Source organism: Yersinia sp. 1252 StPb PI, from assembly GCF_048593885.1.
GTDB lineage: Bacteria > Pseudomonadota > Gammaproteobacteria > Enterobacterales > Enterobacteriaceae > Yersinia > Yersinia enterocolitica_E.
The window spans coordinates 1-17,119 of the sequence record NZ_JAZGQE010000102.1 but is presented as its reverse complement, the minus strand read 5'-3'; the positions used below and the strand labels follow the sequence as shown (position 1 = coordinate 17,119).

Here is a 17,119-nt window from a genome sequence, read left to right as displayed (position 1 = left end):
CAATTTAATTAAAAAAAATGTTATAGAATGAATGGTGCCACTCCACCGAACATTAGCAGAAACATGACAAATCCTACTCTAGATTAATGCTTTGGCAACGGTTGTAGACTAGACAAACTAAATGCTGAAAATTTCATTGCCAATCAACCCCATTGGTTTCAGTGATCCCACCTTAAGGCTAAGGTAGAAATACAAATAAAGGGAAATGGCCCCAACCTGCGGTCATGATGTGGGCACTTATAAAATAAAATCGATGTTTCTCAATGAGGTACAGGCAAGAAAAAGGCCGCTTGCGCGGCCTTTTGTTTGGGGAAATACTTACTCTTTTGGAGTAGCACTCTCTACCCGGCTTTTTAGCTTTTGCCCTGGACGGAAAGTCACCACACGGCGCGCCGTAATAGGAATGTCCTCACCCGTCTTCGGATTACGGCCCGGACGTTGGTTCTTGTCTCGCAGATCAAAATTGCCAAAGCCAGACAGTTTGACCTGTTCGCCATTCTCGAGAGCACGACGTACTTCCTCAAAGAATAACTCAACCAGATCTTTGGCATCACGTTTGCTAAGCCCTAGCTTTTCAAACAGATGTTCTGACATTTCAGCTTTAGTAAGCGCCATAGGTTCAATCCCTCAAGGATGCTTGGAATCGCTGTTTTAACGCCTCTACACATCTTGCAACGGTAGCGGCGATCTCCTCTTCTTCCAGTGTACGTGCGGTATCCTGCAACACCAGACTAATAGCCAGACTCTTATAGCCCTCTGCTACGCCCTTGCCACGGTACACATCAAACAAGTTTACGCCAACTACCTGATTTGCGCCAACTTTCTTACACTCCGCCAAAATATCTTCTGCGGGGACGTTTTCGGCCACCACAACGGCGATGTCACGACGGTTTGCTGGGAAGCGTGAAATCTCGCTGGCCTGAGGCACAGCGCGGTCTGCGAGCTTGTTCCACTGCACTTCAAACACCACAGTCCGACCATTTAGACTCAGCTTACGTTCCAACTCAGGATGAACTACACCAATGAAACCAATGTGTTCCCCTGCTAAATAAATTGCCGCACTCTGCCCTGGATGCAGTGCAGGATGTGCTTGTGCACGGAACTGAACATCAGATAATTTGCCGGTAAGTTCCAGAATTGCTTCCAGATCACCTTTCAAATCATAGAAGTCGATTGGCTGACGCGCCAGATCCCAATGCTCTTCAAAACGGTGGCCAGCAATGACACCGGCTAGCATTACATCCTGTCTAACCCCGAGAGCTGCTGTACTATCAGGTACAAAGCGTAACCCACTTTCAAATAAACGCAAGCGAGATTGCTGGCGATTCTGGTTATAAACCACTGCTGACAGTAAACCTGTCAACAATGATAAGCGCATCGCAGACATCTCAATCGAGATAGGGCTTGGCAAAATTAATGCGTCTTGCTGTGGGTGCAGAAGTGCTTGTACTTTCGGGTCAACAAAACTGTAAGTAATTGCTTCCTGATAGCCGCGATCGACTAAAGCGGTTTTTACACGCTTCAATGATAAATCAGCTTCGCGATGTTTGGTCATCACCAAATCAGCTTTGATAGGCACATCCGGGATATTGTTATAACCGTAGATGCGGGCAACTTCTTCCACCAGATCTTCTTCGATTTCCATATCGAAACGCCAGCTTGGCGCTACTGCCCGCCAATCAGAACCGAGTTCAGTCACCTGACAACCGAGCCGGCGCAGAATGTCACTCACCTGCGGTGAAGGGACATGATGACCAATCAACCGATCCAATTTCTCACGGTGTAGCGTGATGGTGGCGCATTTTGGTAATTCTGCGGCCGCGGTCACGTCAATTACCGGCCCCGCTTCACCACCACAGATATCAATTAGCAGACGTGTCGCACGCTCAATCGCTTTATGCTGTAACGCAGGGTCGACACCACGCTCATAGCGGTGAGATGCATCGGTATGCAAACCGTGGCGACGCGCACGACCAGTAATTGATAATGGATTGAAGAAAGCGGATTCCAGCAAGACATTGCGGGTTGCTTCGTTAACACCTGAATGTTCACCACCAAAGATACCGGCCATCGCCAACGGCTTATGCTGATCAGCAATGACCAGCGTATCTGCATTCAATTTGGCTTTTGTGCCATCCAGCAGTGTTAATTCTTCACCTTCAGCCGCCAGGCGAACAATAATCCCGCCTTCAATACGGTCCAGGTCAAACGCATGCATTGGCTGGCCTAACTCCAGCAACACAAAGTTAGTAACGTCTACCACCGGATCAATCGAACGAATACCACAGCGGCGCAGTTTCTCTCGCATCCACAATGGTGTTGCAGCCTTAACGTTAATCCCTTTAACTACTCGGCCCAGATAGCGCGGACAAGCCTGCGGAGCTTCTACATGAATTGGGAATGTATCTGAAATGGAAGCCGCAACAGGACTCATATCCGGTTCGATTAATGGCAATTGATTCACAACCGCCACATCGCGCGCGACACCAATAATGCCCAAGCAATCGGCACGGTTTGGTGTCACACTGATTTCAATGGTTTTATCGTCCAGATGCAGATATTCACGCAGATCGACACCAATAGGCGCATCAGCAGGCAGTTCAATAATACCGTCACTATCTTCTGAAATAGCCAGCTCAGAGAAAGAGCACAGCATGCCTTCTGATGGTTCACCACGCAGTTTGGCAGCTTTGATTTTGAAATCGCCCGGCAGCACAGCACCAACAGTCGCAACAGCGACTTTCAAGCCCTGACGACAGTTCGGTGCACCACACACGATATCCAATAAGCGGTCACCGCCTACATCAATTTTGGTCACCCGCAGTTTATCGGCGTTGGGATGTTGGCCACATTCGACAACATGACCGACAACGACACCATTGAATTCGCCCGCAACCGCATCTACACCATCAACTTCTAAACCGGCCATAGTGATTTGATGGGCCAGGTCATCACTACTAATGGCTGGGTTTACCCATTCGCGTAACCAAAGTTCACTGAATTTCATGAGATATTCCCGCCTTACTTAAACTGTTTGAGGAAACGCAGATCATTTTCGAAGAATGCCCGCAAATCGGTGACGCCGTAACGCAACATAGTTAAGCGTTCCATCCCCATACCGAATGCAAAACCTGAATAAATATCAGGATCAATACCGACGTTTCGCAATACATTTGGATGCACCATGCCGCAACCAAGCACTTCAAGCCATTTACCATTTTTACCCATCACATCCACTTCAGCGGACGGTTCGGTAAACGGAAAATAGGAAGGGCGGAAACGAATTTGCAAATCTTCTTCGAAGAAATTACGCAAGAAGTCATGCAAGGTGCCTTTCAAATTGGTGAAGCTGATATCACGGTCAACAATCAGCCCTTCCATTTGATGGAACATTGGAGTGTGCGTTTGGTCGTAATCATTACGATACACACGGCCCGGCACGATAATTCGAATAGGTGGCTGCTGGGTTTTCATGGTGCGAATTTGTACGCCCGAGGTCTGCGTGCGCAGCAACCGGGTAGCATCAAACCAGAAGGTGTCGTGGTCAGCACGCGCTGGGTGATGAGCCGGAATATTCAATGCATCGAAGTTATGATAGTCATCTTCAATTTCCGGGCCAGACTCAACGGAAAAGCCCAACTCACCAAAGAACGTTTCGATACGATCGATAGTGCGGGTAACCGGATGCAACCCACCATTTTCCATACGACGCCCCGGTAGAGAGACATCAATGGTTTCGGCTGCCAATCGGGCATTCATGACCGCTGATTCCAGCTTGTCCTTGCGTGCATTAAGCGCTTCTTGTACTTCCTGCTTGGCCTGATTAATAACGGCCCCCGCTGCCGGACGCTCTTCAGCTGGCAGCTCGCGCAGTGATGTCATTTGAAGGGTCAAATGGCCTTTTTTACCTAGATATTCGACGCGTACCAAATCCAACGCGGCAACATCTTGGGCATCTTCTACGGCTGCTTTAGCTTTGGCAACCAGCTCTGCGAGATGTGGCATTGTTCTCTCTTCCTCTGGCCAGTATGGCCCGCTTGTAGTTATATCCTTTGTTCTTGAAGCTGCTGGGGTGTTAGCTACGCTCACTCACCCGAATCACTTACCTATGTAAGCTCATCGGGATTTACTCGCTTGCTGCCTACCTGCAACTCCAATAACTTTGGATATATATAATGAGTTAAACCCCGATAACTGAAATAAATTTTTTACACAAAATCAGCAAGATATCACTATTAGTGATATCTGCACTCTAGTCACGGTAAGTGCCGTAGAGTAAAAACAAAAAAGCCTCCACGATGGGAGGCTTAGGCGCTATTTTTCGTTTCTATTCTTACGCGCAAGCCTCCTGAAATCAGGCGCTAAAGTAAAAAAAGAAGCGAAAATTAACTGCGTGTATCATACAAAAAACCTTCTTACCAAGAAGATAAAGATTAAAAGAGGGAGACAAGCTCCCTCTTCAATTCTGACTTACGCCAGAGCTACTTTCGCTTTTTCGACCAGTGCAGAGAATGCCACTTTATCGAATACTGCGATGTCAGCCAGGATCTTACGGTCGATCTCAACAGAAGCCTTTTTCAGACCATTGATGAAACGGCTGTAAGACAGACCATTCTGACGAGCAGCTGCGTTGATACGTGCAATCCACAGTTGGCGGAATTGACGCTTCCGTTGACGGCGGTCACGGTAGGCGTATTGGCCTGCCTTGATTACTGCCTGGAAAGCAACACGATAAACGCGCGAACGGGCACCGTAGTAACCTTTCGCCTGCTTTAATATTTTTTTGTGACGTGCACGAGCTACCACACCACGTTTTACGCGAGCCATTTACTTCTCCTATCGTCTTAATTCAAACCAAAATTACTTATGCGTATGGCAGACATGCTACGACCAAACCTAGATCGTTCTTAGATACCATGCCTTTTGGACGTAAATGACGTTTACGCTTAGTAGCTTTTTTGGTCAAAATATGACGCAGGTTGGCATGCTTACGCTTAAAACCACCGGCACCGGTTTTTTTAAAGCGCTTAGCGGCGCCGCGTACTGTCTTAATTTTTGGCATTGAATATATCCACTTCGCATTGTTAATTACAACGAGCTAGCTAGGCGAACAGACCCCTACTCTGCAAGCAGAAAGAGGCCTATTACTTGAGTGCCTTACTGTCTCTTCTTAGGTGCGAGCACCATGATCATCTGACGGCCTTCGATACGAGTCGGGAAAGACTCCACGACAGCCAAATCAGAATCTTCAGTCAGATCTTTTTTGACACGGTTAAGGACTTCCATGCCGATCTGCTGGTGCGCCATTTCACGCCCACGGAATCGCAGGGTGATTTTGGCTTTATCGCCATCTTCCAGAAAGCGAATCAGGTTGCGTAGTTTGACCTGATAGTCGCCATCATCGGTACCAGGACGGAATTTGATTTCCTTGACCTGTATGACTTTTTGCTTCTTCTTCTGTTCTTTTGTCGACTTGCTCTTCTCATAGAGGAATTTGCCGTAATCCATGATTCGGCAAACCGGCGGCTCGGCATTCGGACTGATTTCTACTAAATCAACACCAGCTTCCTCAGCTTTTTCAAGAGCTTCATTCAGACTGACAATGCCAATCTGCTCACCATCGACGCCTGTTAAGCGAACTTCTGTGGCGCGAATCTCTTTGTTGATGCGATTAGGACGCGCCGGTTGAACTCGTTTTCCGCCTTTAATACTTTATTCCTCCAGTTGATGAAGACTACGGCTGCGAATTTCTGCTAGCAGCTGGTCTACGACCACGTTGACGTCCAAGCTTCCTAAGTCTTTACCACGGCGGGTACGAACGGCAATTTTGCCTGATTCGACCTCTTTATCGCCACAGACCAACATATATGGAACCCGACGCAACGTATGTTCACGAATTTTAAAGCCAATCTTCTCATTTCTCAAGTCCGCTTTTGCCCTAATCCCTGCATCTTGCAGTTTTTTGGTCACTTGTTGGACATAATCAGACTGACTATCGGTGATATTCATCACCACGACTTGTACCGGAGCTAACCACGTTGGGAAGAAGCCTGCATATTCTTCGGTTAAAATACCGATGAAGCGCTCCATTGACCCCAAAATAGCCCGGTGAATCATTACTGGCACCTGACGATCGTTATTTTCGCCGATGTAAGACGCACTTAAGCGGCCCGGTAATGAGAAATCGAGCTGTACGGTACCACACTGCCACGCGCGATCCAAACAATCATGCAAGGTAAACTCAATTTTCGGACCGTAAAACGCTCCCTCACCCGGCTGATAATCAAATGGAATACCATTTTCAGTCAGCGCAGCGGCCAAATCATCTTCGGCACGGGTCCACAGATCATCACTCCCAATCCGTTTTTCAGGGCGGGTAGACAGCTTAACCACGATTTTCTCGAAGCCAAAAGTGCTGTACATGTCGTACACCATCTTGATACAGCTATTCACTTCATCGCGAACCTGCTCTTCGGTACAGAAAATGTGTGCATCATCCTGAGTGAAACCACGGACACGCATTAAACCATGCAGTGCGCCTGAAGGCTCATTACGGTGGCAGCTACCGAACTCAGCCATACGCAACGGCAAGTCACGGTATGATTTCAACCCTTGGTTGAAAATCTGCACGTGCCCTGGGCAGTTCATTGGTTTGATGCAATACTCGCGGTTTTCAGACGATGTGGTGAACATATGCTCAGCATAGTTTTCCCAATGTCCGGTCTTTTCCCACAGTACGCGGTCCATCATAAACGGCCCTTTCACTTCCTGATACTGGTACTCTTTGAGCTTGGTCCGCACAAAAGTTTCCAGTTCACGGAAGATAGTCCAACCGTCGTTATGCCAGAACACCATACCTGGTGCTTCTTCCTGCATGTGGTAAAGGTCCAATTGCTTACCAATCTTACGATGGTCGCGTTTGCCCGCTTCTTCCAGACGTTGCAGATAAGCATTTAGTTGCTTCTTATCACCCCAAGCCGTGCCATAAATACGTTGCAGCATTTTATTTTTGCTATCGCCACGCCAATAAGCACCGGATGTTTTCTGCAATTTAAAGTGATGGCAGAAACGCATATTCGGTACGTGCGGGCCACGGCACATATCAACGTATTCTTCATGGTGATACAAACCAGGATGATCATCGCGGCTAATATTCTCATCGAGAATCGCCACTTTATAATCTTCACCACGAGCAGCAAAAGTGTCGCGGGCTTCTTGCCAACTGACTTTCTTCTTGATTACATCGTAATCTTTATCGGCAAGTTCATGCATCCGCTTCTCCAGCAGATCCAGATCTTCCTGCGTCAAGGTGCGGTCGATATCTACATCGTAATAGAAACCGTTGTCGATAACCGGGCCGATGGCCATTTTGGTATCAGGCCAAAGTTGCTTGATTGCGTGCCCCAATAAGTGTGCACAAGAGTGGCGGAGAATCTCCAGACCTTCAGCATCTTTGGTGGTGATAATAGCCAGTTGGGCATCAGATTCGATCAAGTCTCTGGCATCGACCAGTTCGCCATTAACTCGACCAGCAATACAGGCTTTTGCCAAACCAGGGCCGATATCCAAGGCAACATCGAGAGCAGAAACGGCGTGATCGAAATGACGCTGACTGCCGTCAGGAAGGGTAATAACGGGCATTCTAATTCCTTATCTACAGTGGTGACCCACACGACAGATCACATGCAAAAGTCTAATACTATTTAAAATCAATATGTTATAAACGCTATCCGACTTTACTTTGCCTGATATATACACTCATATGTACACAACTTGTTTTGCACATAGGGTGTGACGCTATAACGGACGAACCATACTAACATCCTCATTATTGGTTTATCCACTCAGAATGATTTCTTTATCAGGCATCCCTGCCCCGTTAAAGAGTGATAATTATCTGATAATTGGTCACTTCACTCAGCGCTGTTGCTGTCGACGTTACCCTCGGCGAATTTGCCATATTGCGACTAAAGAACTGATTAGGGCATGACAAAAACGCGTAGACTACATCGAATCGGGGAACGACCAGCCACACTAGCAACGGCTATCACAGTTAAGGGCAACATCATGCTACGTATCGAAGTGACAATAGATAAGCTTAATATCAATAAATTCCCGGCAGGATACACCGACGCACTCACTGAAGAGTTGGATAAGCGGCTTGGGAGGAAATTTGACGATATTGATGTGAAAGTAAGGTTTGCGGGCGCTGATGGTCTATCAGTTCTAGGTGGTGCGCCAGATGATAAGAAAGCAGTAGAAGAGATTTTACAAGAAACATGGGAAAGTGCTGATGATTGGTTTCAGCCTTAAGCCAGCATTCCAGAAGAGTGATGAATAGACCGGGCAATTACGTCCAGTTTTTGTATTTAGAATGGCAGTTCAATCCGCTCCTGGCGTGATCGACCCAATGCCAATAAAGAGGGTGTAGCTCCGCAATCGGTCGTCACGGATAGAATAATACCTAGCGAATAATCTATTAATACTACAGCCAAACGGTGATAATGATCACCGACAAAGTTATCAAGCTCAAACTGCTCTACGATCACTATAATATCAATACCGTACAACTGAGGGTCAACTAGTGCAGCGACAACCTGTTACATCTTCCAGAATTCTGTCGATTGGTTATGATCCTGAAAATCGCATGCTGGAGATACAATTTCGCGAACAAGGGATTTATCAATATCTTGGCGTCCCGGAGCGCGTTCATCAGAATTTTATGTCCGTGGTTTCGAAAGGTCGTTTTTTTGATGGCGTGATTAAGGGTAAGTTTTTGTGTCGGAAAATTGGCTAATTAAAAAAATAACCAATTAAAACAGTCAACTAAATAAATCTGAAACGGTCGCTTCAATGATAAATCTGTGCAGAGAAGCCTACCGTTTTAGAAATCATCTTTCCGCTCCACAGATTATCCCATCAAGTAGCGCCATAAATAGGATATGGGTACCACAAACAATAGCGCGGGCAGGAAATTCACCACCGCGAATATTTTAATTTGTGCAATACGTAACCCCACTGCAATCATAATAATCCCACCGCAGGCGGAAAAATCAGCAAAGGCAATATCATCCATATACGGCATGATGAGTTTAGCCAACAAAACCAATGCAATTTGGATCAACAATTGCGGCACAGCAATAGCCACCAGCGCGATACCGAGCGAGATGGAGAATATCAGCGCGGTGAAGAAGTCCATTAACGCTTTGACAAATAGCAGTTGAAAATCACCAGTAATGCCTTCAGTCAACGAACCGACAACGCCCAGTCCACTAGCACAAAACAGCACAATCATCGCGGTGAAACTCTGCGCAAACTCCTGAGGCGGCAATGTACTGCGTGATGGAATAACTCGTTCCAACATTATACGGGTTTTATTTGCCCCCCATTTTACCCCTTGCTCAAGGGATAATAACTCCCCCACGGCTGTCCCGATAATCAACGCCAAAATAACCGCTGGCATAAAATGTACTTTTACCACCATCACAATACCGATGGAGATAGAAGCTAGCGCAAACGTAGCCGGTAACCCTTCCTGTAAACGCTTAGGGACATGACGCGCGAGTAATACGCCAACTATCCCCCCCAGGATAATGCCTGCACTGTTAATAAATGGGCCAACCATACCGTGCTCCCAATGACTAAAACGCGTTCTGCTGATAAAAAATGTGTCTGTTTTAGAATTAGGGATTTCGATAATAGCTAAAGACAAACAACTGAGATGAGGGCTATCCCGACCACTGGAATACCCCATACAGACAAATTATATGTTACGGTGTCACAAACCCCAATTCCTGCGAAATACGCTGGGCCGTAGCCAGAATAGGTTTAATCAGGGTTTTTACCCCCACCTGTTGCAGTTTGGCTGTGGGCAGGGAAACTGAAACGGAGTACGGTACCCGTTGCTGAATATCAAAAACAGGAGCCGCCACACAAGATACACCTAGCTCATTCTCTTCACGATCCATCGCCAGCCCTGCTTGACGAATATCTGCCAGTTCCTGGTACATTTTGGGTAATTCGGTGATGGTATTGTGCGTCAGCGGCTGAATCTCATGCTGATGGCTCTGCCAATAATCATCTGGATAGTCACTTTTACCGTACGCCATAAATATCTTACCCATCGCCGAGCAGTACAGTGGCATATGCTGCCCGATATAAGCGCGGGTGCGCATCATGCCGGTGGTAGGTTCTAACTTATAAATCAGGATAACGTGGTCATCTTCGCGGGTTGAAAAATTGACTGTCTCACCAAGTTCAAGATTGAGTTGTTCTAAATGTGGGGCCGCGACATGGATAATATTCAGTGATGACAGTGCTTTTTGGCCAATTGAGATGAACTTGGTTGTCAGCCGATAACTGCCTGGAGAAGGCGCCTGAGTGACATAGCCACAGGTATGTAGCCCCTGCAATAACCGATGAACGGTACTTTTGTTCATCCCGGCCAATTCAGATAGATGCGCCAATGGGCAGCCATTAGGGTAATTACTTAATATCTCAATCAGTTGCAGCCCGCGGAACAGACTTTGGCTGCCTAACGGCTTATCTTTCTTGTCATCTGTGAGTGTAAGGGCCATAGACGATATCCTTGTTGTTTAGCATGAAATGGTACTCCAAAGCCGCAGTCTGTGTGAAGCACGAAACAGTGTTTCGTTATCATCCCTGGCGCCGTATCTCGCAACATTTATCCAACATAAGAAGTGCGTAGTTCGTCACATTTCCATAAACAAATAAATAACTGCTTGTTTTTTATAGCAACTTAATTCATCACTTCTTTTGCTTTAGCGAAGATATCAGCATATGATTTTTGAAATCAGATTTCGTATATTGAAATGTAAAGTCTAGTTTATGCTCGATAACCACTAAATCGCGAATGCTTTCACTCAAGACATTCACCGGATAAGGGGCGTCACACTGATGAATACCACTGAATTGGGCCAACCCATTCTCTCGATGCGCCATATCATCAAAGGATTTGGCGGCAATATTGCGGTCAACGATGTCAGTCTTGATGTTATGCCGGGCGAAGTACTGGCATTGCTCGGCGAAAACGGCGCAGGAAAATCTACTCTAATCAAAGTATTGGCGGGCGTCTACCCACGGGACAGTGGCGATATCCTGTTCCAGGGGAATAACATACGTTCTGCCGCAGAAATTAAAAGTGATACTCGTCAGCCTATTGCTTTTATCCATCAGGATTTAGGGCTAATTGACTGGATGACCGTTGCCGAAAATATGGCGTTGGTGATGGGGTTTCCGCGTCGATTCGGTCTGATTAATTGGTCCGCTATTCGCCAGCAAGCCAGTCGGGCTTTGCAGGATATCGGCATTGACCTCTCACCTGATGCGCGCGTGTTTGAACTGTCGCGCACTGAAAAGTCATTATTGGCCATTGCCCGCGCCGTTGCGGTTAATGCCGAACTACTGGTGTTGGATGAGCCGACCGCCTCTCTACCCGCCAACGATGTCCGCCATTTATTTGAAGTGATTAACCGCCTGAGGGATAAACATGTTGGCATGATTTATGTCACTCATCGTTTGGATGAAGTGATTGAAATTGCCGACCGGGTGTGTGTGATGCGCGATGGGCGCTATGTTGCGGGTGGGAATACCGCCGATTACTCATTGCGTGATCTGGTGCAAATGATTGTTGGTGAAGCCATGGGCGACTCCCAGCGTGAACCGTTACCTGAAGCCAGTAAACCTGTATTACAGCTTAACGCGGTGGTGGTAGGTGAGATTGGCCCGGTTACTTTCAGCCTGCAACCAGGCGAAATGCTGGCACTAGCGGGGCTAAGAGGGGCGGGCCAAGAAGAGTTAGGCCGCCTGCTATTTGGTTTACGCCATTGTGATCAGGGTGAAATTATTTTCCGCGACCGCCCCTATACCGCCGCCTCACCGCAGCAAGCTATGGCAGCAGGTGTTTCCCTGGTGGCCGGTGATCGCACCGGTGAAAGTCTGGTGATGTCGATGTCGGTGCGCGAAAACCTATTCATTAACCCAATTGCCAGCGGTCACAAATTACTTTCCCGTTATAGCACCCGCAGCGAAATGGGGGAAAGTTGGTGGAAAGTGCAGTTATTCGATGTCCGACCTAAAGACGTCAATATCGATATCAGCGCCCTTTCCGGCGGTAACCAACAAAAAGTGGTTATGGCACGCTGGATGCACCTGGGCGCACCATTACTGATCCTTGAAGATCCCACCGCCGGCGTGGATGTTGGTGCACGTGCTGAAATTTATCACTTATTAAACAAATCATTAGCAGAAGGTGTGGCGGTTTTGGTGATTTCCAATGATTTAGAGGAGATCGCGCATATCTGTAATCGGGCATTGGTGTTTAACCGTGGCGAAGTGGTTGGTGAACTGCGTAACCAGCAGGTCTCGTTCGCTAATTTATTGGAGTTGGCGTCTGCCAGCACCGGGGAAGTTACATCCGTTTAAAACAGCGACCTGTGCTAATGGTTACATCGCTCCTCGCGGTGTCATTGTGGTGCTCAGGTTTCGGAGAGTGTTATGTCTAAAACATCCATAAAATCGACAGCGCTTGAACAACGAGTCAGCCTGAGTGAACACGGTTTCGGTGCCTGGTCCATGCAGGCCATGACGCGCTACGGCTTACTATTATTGTGTATTTTATTGGTGCTGGTGTTCTCACTGACCACCCCGTCGTTTGCTTCCATGCTCACTTTGCAAGCTATTTTGTCCAGTAAATCAAAAATTGCTTTGCTGGCACTGGCCGCCACTATTCCGATGATTGTCGGCAAGATCGATTTAAACGTCGGTTTCGGTATTGTGCTCTGGCACATTCTGGCGATAACCCTGCAAGTGCAATACGGTTTTTCCTGGCAGGCTGCCGTCATAACCGTATTGATAATTTCAGCACTTTACGGGCTATTAAACGGCATATTGGTGGCATTAGCCGACATTGATAGCTTTGTGGCGACCTTAGGCTCCGGCACCGTGCTTTACGCCATCGCGTTATGGCACTCAGGTGGCCGTCAGATAGTCGGTGATCTTCCTGATGCTTTTATTGCGCTGCACCATACCGAGATATTCGGCATTCCTATTGTTGCATTCTATGTATTGATTATCGCTGTGGTGCTGTGGCTCATTACCGAACATACCCCGCTTGGCCGCTGTATGTATGCCGTGGGTGGGAATCCCGCAGCCGCTCGGCTTAACGGGATTTCGGTCAACCGTTTTACTGTCGGCGCATTTATCACCTCCAGCGTGTTGACAGGATTCAGTGGTGTGCTCATCGCCTCGGAGCAAGGGGTTGGCCAGGCCAGTGTCGGTATGGACTATCTGTTACCGGCACTGGTCGGTGCCTTCCTCGGCAGTACTACCATCCGCCCAGGCCGGGTCAATGTGTGGGGAACGGTAGTAGGGATTGCGATTCTGGCAATTGGTATTGCAGGTATTCAGCAATTCGGTGGCGAGTTCTGGGTTGAACCCTTGTTTAACGGTGCCACATTGCTGCTTTCCATCACCTTAGCCGGTTATGCCCAACGGCGCAGATTATTGAATCAAAAAGCCGTCAAGCCCAGCCAAACGCCGGGCAACACTAAAAAAGCTACAAATTCTTAACCTCACCAAGGAACAGAATATGAAACGCAATTTGATACTACAGGGCTTACTTTTTACCACGGTATTTGCCACTGCATTACCCGGCTGGGCTGACAGCTATCTTGATGAAGCCAAGGCCGCAGTCAGTAAGGCCACATCAACGGTGACTGAATGGGATGGCCCCACCAGTGGCCCAGCACTGCAACCCAATAAGCATATTATTTTTATTGCTTCTGATATGAAAAACGGCGGCGTGCAAGGAGTACAAGAAGGCTTATCACAAGCGGCCAAAGCCGCTGGCTGGAAGCTGGAAACGCTTGATGGCGGAGGCTCGGTTAAAGATCAGTTATCATCATTAAATCAGGCGATTGCACAAAAACCTGACGGTATTGTTATCGGTGGTTGGAATCCCAATGTCGCGAAAATACCACTCAAAAAAGCCATTGCACAAGGTATTGTGCTGACCGCCTGGCATGCCGTCCCAGAGCCGGGTCCGGTGAAGAATTACAATATTTTTTATAATGTTACCTCCGACTCCAATGATGTAGCCCGTATTGCTGCACTGTATGCCGTAGCAAAATCAGAAGGTCAGGCCAAGGTCCTGATTTTCACTGATTCGTTGTATCAAATCGCGTTGGACAAAGCCAATGTGATGAAACAAACCATTGAGAAATGCACCGGATGCCAGGTGATTGAATTTATTGATACCCCGTTGGCAGATACCGCCAACCGTATGCCAGCAATGACCTTCAGCCTGTTACAAAAATACGGTGATAACTTCCAATACGCTTTAGCAATTAACGACCTCTACTTTGATTTTATGGCCCCTGCCCTGAAAACGGCGGGTAAAGGTGGCAACAACGCGCCTTACAATATTTCGGCGGGGGATGGCTCTATTTCTGCCTATCAACGCATCCGCTCTGGCGACAGCCAGTCAGCTACGGTGCCGGAGCCGTTGAAACTGCATGGCTGGCAACTACTGGATGAATTTAACCGTGCATTCGCCAAACAGCCCCCCTCTGGCTACGTGACTCCTGCTCATTTGGTTACCCGCGACAACATAAGCAGCGACGGGGGTGATAAACAGATGTTTGACCCACAGAACGATTATCAGGGTCATTATAAAGCTATTTGGGGCGTGAAATAAGTCAGGCGTAAATACGCCGTCGGAGGCAGCAACCATGACCATGTTAACGCTGGCTGAGACAAGTATCGATGAATTATCGGCGGTGTTGGCCGCCGATAGCCCACTGGAATGTTTATGCTCCCCGGCTATCTGGGCGGAAGGGCCGGTCTGGTTACCACAAGAAAATGCCGTGGTATTCAGTGATGTAAAAGGGAACCGGATGTTTCGCTGGTGTCGCGACGGCGAACTCAGCCTCTACCGGTCACCGTCCAACTTTGCTAATGGTAATGCCCGTATGGCTAATGGCTCGATTGTCAGTTGTGAGCATGGCCGACGCGGTATCAGCCAGACTGATATACAAGGCAATATCACGCTATTGGTTGATCGTATCGACGGCAAGCGTTTTAACTCGTCCAACGACATTGTAGTGAAATCAGACGGTACCTTATGGTTTACCGATCCGCCTTATGGCATTACCGGCGACGACGAGGGCTATAAATCAGAAAGTCAGGTTATTGGCTGCTACTTGTACTGTTTCGATCCTAAAGATAGCGCACTACGTATCGCGGCCTGTGACTTACAGCGCCCAAACGGGCTGGCTTTTTCGCCAGATGAACAACTGCTGTATGTGGCGGATATGTCAATTGTCGATTTCCCCACCCTCGGCCGGCGGCAGTTGCGGGTTTACCCCGTAATTGGGTTACAACTGGGTGATGGCCGTATTTTTGCAGAAATATCACCGGGCTTCCCTGATGGATTCTGTGTCGATCATGCGGGCAATCTATTTTGCAGTTGTGCGGATGGTGTGCTGGTTTTTACCCCACAAGCAACATTACTGGGTAAGATTTCAGTTCCTGAGCGGGTATCAAATTGCACTTTCGGCGGACCGAACGGTGATGAACTTTATATCACTGCCGGTACTTCACTGTATCGCATCAGAGTGAATACTTATGGCTGAGAAAAACCCATAACCCAGCCCCCTATCCATGCCGAATTCATCCGGCATTTACCCTCGTAACCCCATAATAAAACAGGATTATCCTGCGCACGGCCACGTCGTATCTGTGCGCTGCACTGCCTGAATAATCAACAAAACGAGGTAGTGATCACATTTTGACTAAAAACAATATAACCAATTGTTTTTAAATAATATTTAACTACGGTGCTGCTTTGACTTCACTTCTGTGGAGGTATAGCATTAATTTGAAATGTGATTTCGCATATTGAAATTTAGCGCATCAAAAAAATACACTTCAATTTTTAAATTATTCAGGGGAGCGCGCAATGAGAGTCAGTTACCAGCAGTTAAAGGCAGAGTTTAAACGGGTACTATTGGCGCGAAAAGTGAGTGAAGTTACCGCTGATGCTTGTGCCGAGATGTTTGCGCAATCCACTGAATACGGTGTTTATTCCCACGGCGTAAATCGATTCCCACGTTTTATTCAACAATTGGAAGCCGGTGATATCGTGCCTGATGCTATTCCAACCAAGGCATTAGCACTCGGGGCTATCGAGCAATGGGATGCTCATCAGGCTATTGGCAATTTAACCGCCAAACAAATGATGGATCGTGCCATGGTATTAGCGGATCAGCATGGTATTGGGGTGGTGGCCTTGCGCAATGCTAACCATTGGATGCGCGGTGGTGCCTACGGCTGGCAAGCGGCAGAACAAGGTTATATTGGCATCTGCTGGACAAACTCAATTGCTGTAATGCCGCCGTGGGGAGCCAAAGAGTGCCGTATCGGCACCAATCCTCTGATCATTGCCGTTCCCGGTGAAACCATCACTATGGTCGATATGTCTATGTCGATGTTCTCTTATGGCATGCTGGAAGTTAACCGATTGGCGGGCAATACATTGCCCGTGGATGGTGGTTTCGATAATGACGGCAATCTCACGCGGGATCCGGCCATTATTGAGGAAAACCGGCGCATTCTGCCAATGGGCTATTGGAAAGGTTCTGGTTTATCCATTGTGCTGGATATGATTGCCACCCTGCTCTCTGGCGGTTTATCCGTTGCCGAAGTCACGCAAGACAAATCAGATGAATTCTGTATCTCACAAGTGTTTATTGCCATTGAAATCGATCGTCTGATTGATGGCAAAACTCGCGATGAAAAATTAAAACGCATTTGTGATTATGTCACTCAAGCTGAGCGCGATAACCCTGATGTCGCTATTCGTCTACCAGGGCATAAATTCCCTCGCGTTAAAGCGGAAAATCAGCGCGATGGTATTCCCATTAATGACCAGGTTTGGAAAAAAATCTTAGCAATGTAATTAAAATCAATAAAATTCAGTTGGATAGTTATTTTCATCTTGAAGGAGAATTAAGGGCCGTGAGTCCTTAAAATATTTAGCCAATGGATTAACCTCGAGAGTTAAAATAAATATCCAGCGGAATAATCTCGGATGAAAAAT

At 47.4% G+C, this 17,119-nt stretch carries 16 protein-coding genes and 1 other annotated feature; of the genes, 7 read left to right on the top strand and 9 right to left on the bottom strand.

The window, feature by feature from the left end:
• Window positions 1-318 precede the first annotated feature (318 nt).
• The 7 genes from ihfA to thrS form a co-directional block, all read right to left on the bottom strand.
• Window positions 319-615 carry an integration host factor subunit alpha gene (gene ihfA / locus V2A85_RS14960; RefSeq protein ID WP_002211830.1) on the bottom strand — a complete coding sequence of 99 codons (297 nt, stop codon included), beginning with the start codon at window positions 613-615 and terminating at the stop codon, window positions 319-321.
• A gap of 4 nt (window positions 616-619) precedes the next feature.
• Window positions 620-3,007, bottom strand: coding sequence for a phenylalanine--tRNA ligase subunit beta (pheT, locus tag V2A85_RS14955; protein WP_420071742.1), 2,388 nt, complete (start codon window positions 3,005-3,007; stop codon window positions 620-622).
• 14 nt (window positions 3,008-3,021) lie between these two features.
• Window positions 3,022-4,005, bottom strand: a complete 984-nt coding sequence (pheS, locus tag V2A85_RS14950; RefSeq protein ID WP_083158696.1) for a phenylalanine--tRNA ligase subunit alpha — start codon at window positions 4,003-4,005, stop codon at window positions 3,022-3,024.
• Window positions 4,006-4,280: 275 nt separating this feature from the next.
• Window positions 4,281-4,403, bottom strand: a sequence feature (Phe leader region).
• Window positions 4,404-4,470: 67 nt separating this feature from the next.
• Window positions 4,471-4,827 (bottom strand): 50S ribosomal protein L20, encoded by a 357-nt coding sequence (gene rplT / locus V2A85_RS14945; RefSeq protein ID WP_004706556.1) that lies wholly within the window; start codon window positions 4,825-4,827, stop codon window positions 4,471-4,473.
• A 37-nt stretch (window positions 4,828-4,864) separates the two neighbouring features.
• Window positions 4,865-5,062: a 50S ribosomal protein L35 gene (rpmI, locus tag V2A85_RS14940; RefSeq protein ID WP_004713020.1), complete on the bottom strand. Its 198-nt coding sequence runs from the start codon at window positions 5,060-5,062 to the stop codon at window positions 4,865-4,867.
• A 95-nt stretch (window positions 5,063-5,157) separates the two neighbouring features.
• Entirely contained in the window at window positions 5,158-5,709 is a 552-nt protein-coding gene (infC, locus tag V2A85_RS14935; RefSeq protein ID WP_011816226.1) for a translation initiation factor IF-3, read from the bottom strand.
• 3 nt (window positions 5,710-5,712) lie between these two features.
• Complete coding sequence (thrS, locus tag V2A85_RS14930; RefSeq protein ID WP_083158695.1) at window positions 5,713-7,641, bottom strand: threonine--tRNA ligase; 1,929 nt, start codon at window positions 7,639-7,641, stop codon at window positions 5,713-5,715.
• A 426-nt stretch (window positions 7,642-8,067) separates the two neighbouring features.
• Between thrS and V2A85_RS14925 the strand changes: the two genes are divergently transcribed.
• Window positions 8,068-8,313, top strand: coding sequence for a DinI-like family protein (locus V2A85_RS14925; protein ID WP_372559148.1), 246 nt, complete (start codon window positions 8,068-8,070; stop codon window positions 8,311-8,313).
• Between the two features lie 271 nt (window positions 8,314-8,584).
• Window positions 8,585-8,797, top strand: coding sequence for a KTSC domain-containing protein (locus V2A85_RS14920; RefSeq protein ID WP_005161573.1), 213 nt, complete (start codon window positions 8,585-8,587; stop codon window positions 8,795-8,797).
• Window positions 8,798-8,911: 114 nt separating this feature from the next.
• Here V2A85_RS14920 and V2A85_RS14915 read toward each other — a convergent pair whose 3' ends face one another.
• Window positions 8,912-9,625 (bottom strand): DUF554 domain-containing protein, encoded by a 714-nt coding sequence (locus V2A85_RS14915; RefSeq protein ID WP_083163605.1) that lies wholly within the window; start codon window positions 9,623-9,625, stop codon window positions 8,912-8,914.
• Window positions 9,626-9,770: 145 nt separating this feature from the next.
• On the bottom strand, window positions 9,771-10,577 hold the full coding sequence (locus V2A85_RS14910) for an IclR family transcriptional regulator (RefSeq protein WP_372559149.1): 807 nt from the start codon (window positions 10,575-10,577) through the stop codon (window positions 9,771-9,773).
• Between the two features lie 340 nt (window positions 10,578-10,917).
• Between V2A85_RS14910 and V2A85_RS14905 the strand changes: the two genes are divergently transcribed.
• From V2A85_RS14905 to yiaK, 5 genes are all read left to right on the top strand, one after another.
• On the top strand, window positions 10,918-12,444 hold the full coding sequence (locus tag V2A85_RS14905) for a sugar ABC transporter ATP-binding protein (protein ID WP_420071741.1): 1,527 nt from the start codon (window positions 10,918-10,920) through the stop codon (window positions 12,442-12,444).
• A 72-nt stretch (window positions 12,445-12,516) separates the two neighbouring features.
• The gene (locus V2A85_RS14900) at window positions 12,517-13,590 is read left to right on the top strand and encodes an ABC transporter permease (RefSeq protein ID WP_372559151.1); all 1,074 of its coding nucleotides are present in this window, start codon (window positions 12,517-12,519) and stop codon (window positions 13,588-13,590) included.
• A 19-nt stretch (window positions 13,591-13,609) separates the two neighbouring features.
• Window positions 13,610-14,716 (top strand): substrate-binding domain-containing protein, encoded by a 1,107-nt coding sequence (locus V2A85_RS14895; RefSeq protein WP_420071740.1) that lies wholly within the window; start codon window positions 13,610-13,612, stop codon window positions 14,714-14,716.
• 34 nt (window positions 14,717-14,750) lie between these two features.
• Window positions 14,751-15,653, top strand: a complete 903-nt coding sequence (locus V2A85_RS14890) for an SMP-30/gluconolactonase/LRE family protein (protein ID WP_420071739.1) — start codon at window positions 14,751-14,753, stop codon at window positions 15,651-15,653.
• A 326-nt stretch (window positions 15,654-15,979) separates the two neighbouring features.
• Window positions 15,980-16,978, top strand: coding sequence for a 3-dehydro-L-gulonate 2-dehydrogenase (gene yiaK / locus V2A85_RS14885; RefSeq protein WP_420071738.1), 999 nt, complete (start codon window positions 15,980-15,982; stop codon window positions 16,976-16,978).
• The last annotated feature ends 141 nt before the right edge of the window (window positions 16,979-17,119 follow it).

Bases quoted from the DNA above. Each gene is read 5' to 3' on its own strand.
- V2A85_RS14905 (WP_420071741.1), top strand. From the start codon at position 10,918: ATGAATACCACTGAATTGGGCCAACCCATTCTCTCGATGCGCCATATC.
- V2A85_RS14900 (WP_372559151.1), top strand. From the start codon at position 12,517: ATGTCTAAAACATCCATAAAATCGACAGCGCTTGAACAACGAGTCAGC.
- pheT (WP_420071742.1), bottom strand. From the start codon at position 3,007: ATGAAATTCAGTGAACTTTGGTTACGCGAATGGGTAAACCCAGCCATT.
- V2A85_RS14895 (WP_420071740.1), top strand. From the start codon at position 13,610: ATGAAACGCAATTTGATACTACAGGGCTTACTTTTTACCACGGTATTT.
- V2A85_RS14915 (WP_083163605.1), bottom strand. From the start codon at position 9,625: ATGGTTGGCCCATTTATTAACAGTGCAGGCATTATCCTGGGGGGGATA.
- rplT (WP_004706556.1), bottom strand. From the start codon at position 4,827: ATGGCTCGCGTAAAACGTGGTGTGGTAGCTCGTGCACGTCACAAAAAA.
- pheS (WP_083158696.1), bottom strand. From the start codon at position 4,005: ATGCCACATCTCGCAGAGCTGGTTGCCAAAGCTAAAGCAGCCGTAGAA.
- thrS (WP_083158695.1), bottom strand. From the start codon at position 7,641: ATGCCCGTTATTACCCTTCCTGACGGCAGTCAGCGTCATTTCGATCAC.
- V2A85_RS14910 (WP_372559149.1), bottom strand. From the start codon at position 10,577: ATGGCCCTTACACTCACAGATGACAAGAAAGATAAGCCGTTAGGCAGC.
- rpmI (WP_004713020.1), bottom strand. From the start codon at position 5,062: ATGCCAAAAATTAAGACAGTACGCGGCGCCGCTAAGCGCTTTAAAAAA.
- V2A85_RS14925 (WP_372559148.1), top strand. From the start codon at position 8,068: ATGCTACGTATCGAAGTGACAATAGATAAGCTTAATATCAATAAATTC.
- ihfA (WP_002211830.1), bottom strand. From the start codon at position 615: ATGGCGCTTACTAAAGCTGAAATGTCAGAACATCTGTTTGAAAAGCTA.
- yiaK (WP_420071738.1), top strand. From the start codon at position 15,980: ATGAGAGTCAGTTACCAGCAGTTAAAGGCAGAGTTTAAACGGGTACTA.
- V2A85_RS14890 (WP_420071739.1), top strand. From the start codon at position 14,751: ATGACCATGTTAACGCTGGCTGAGACAAGTATCGATGAATTATCGGCG.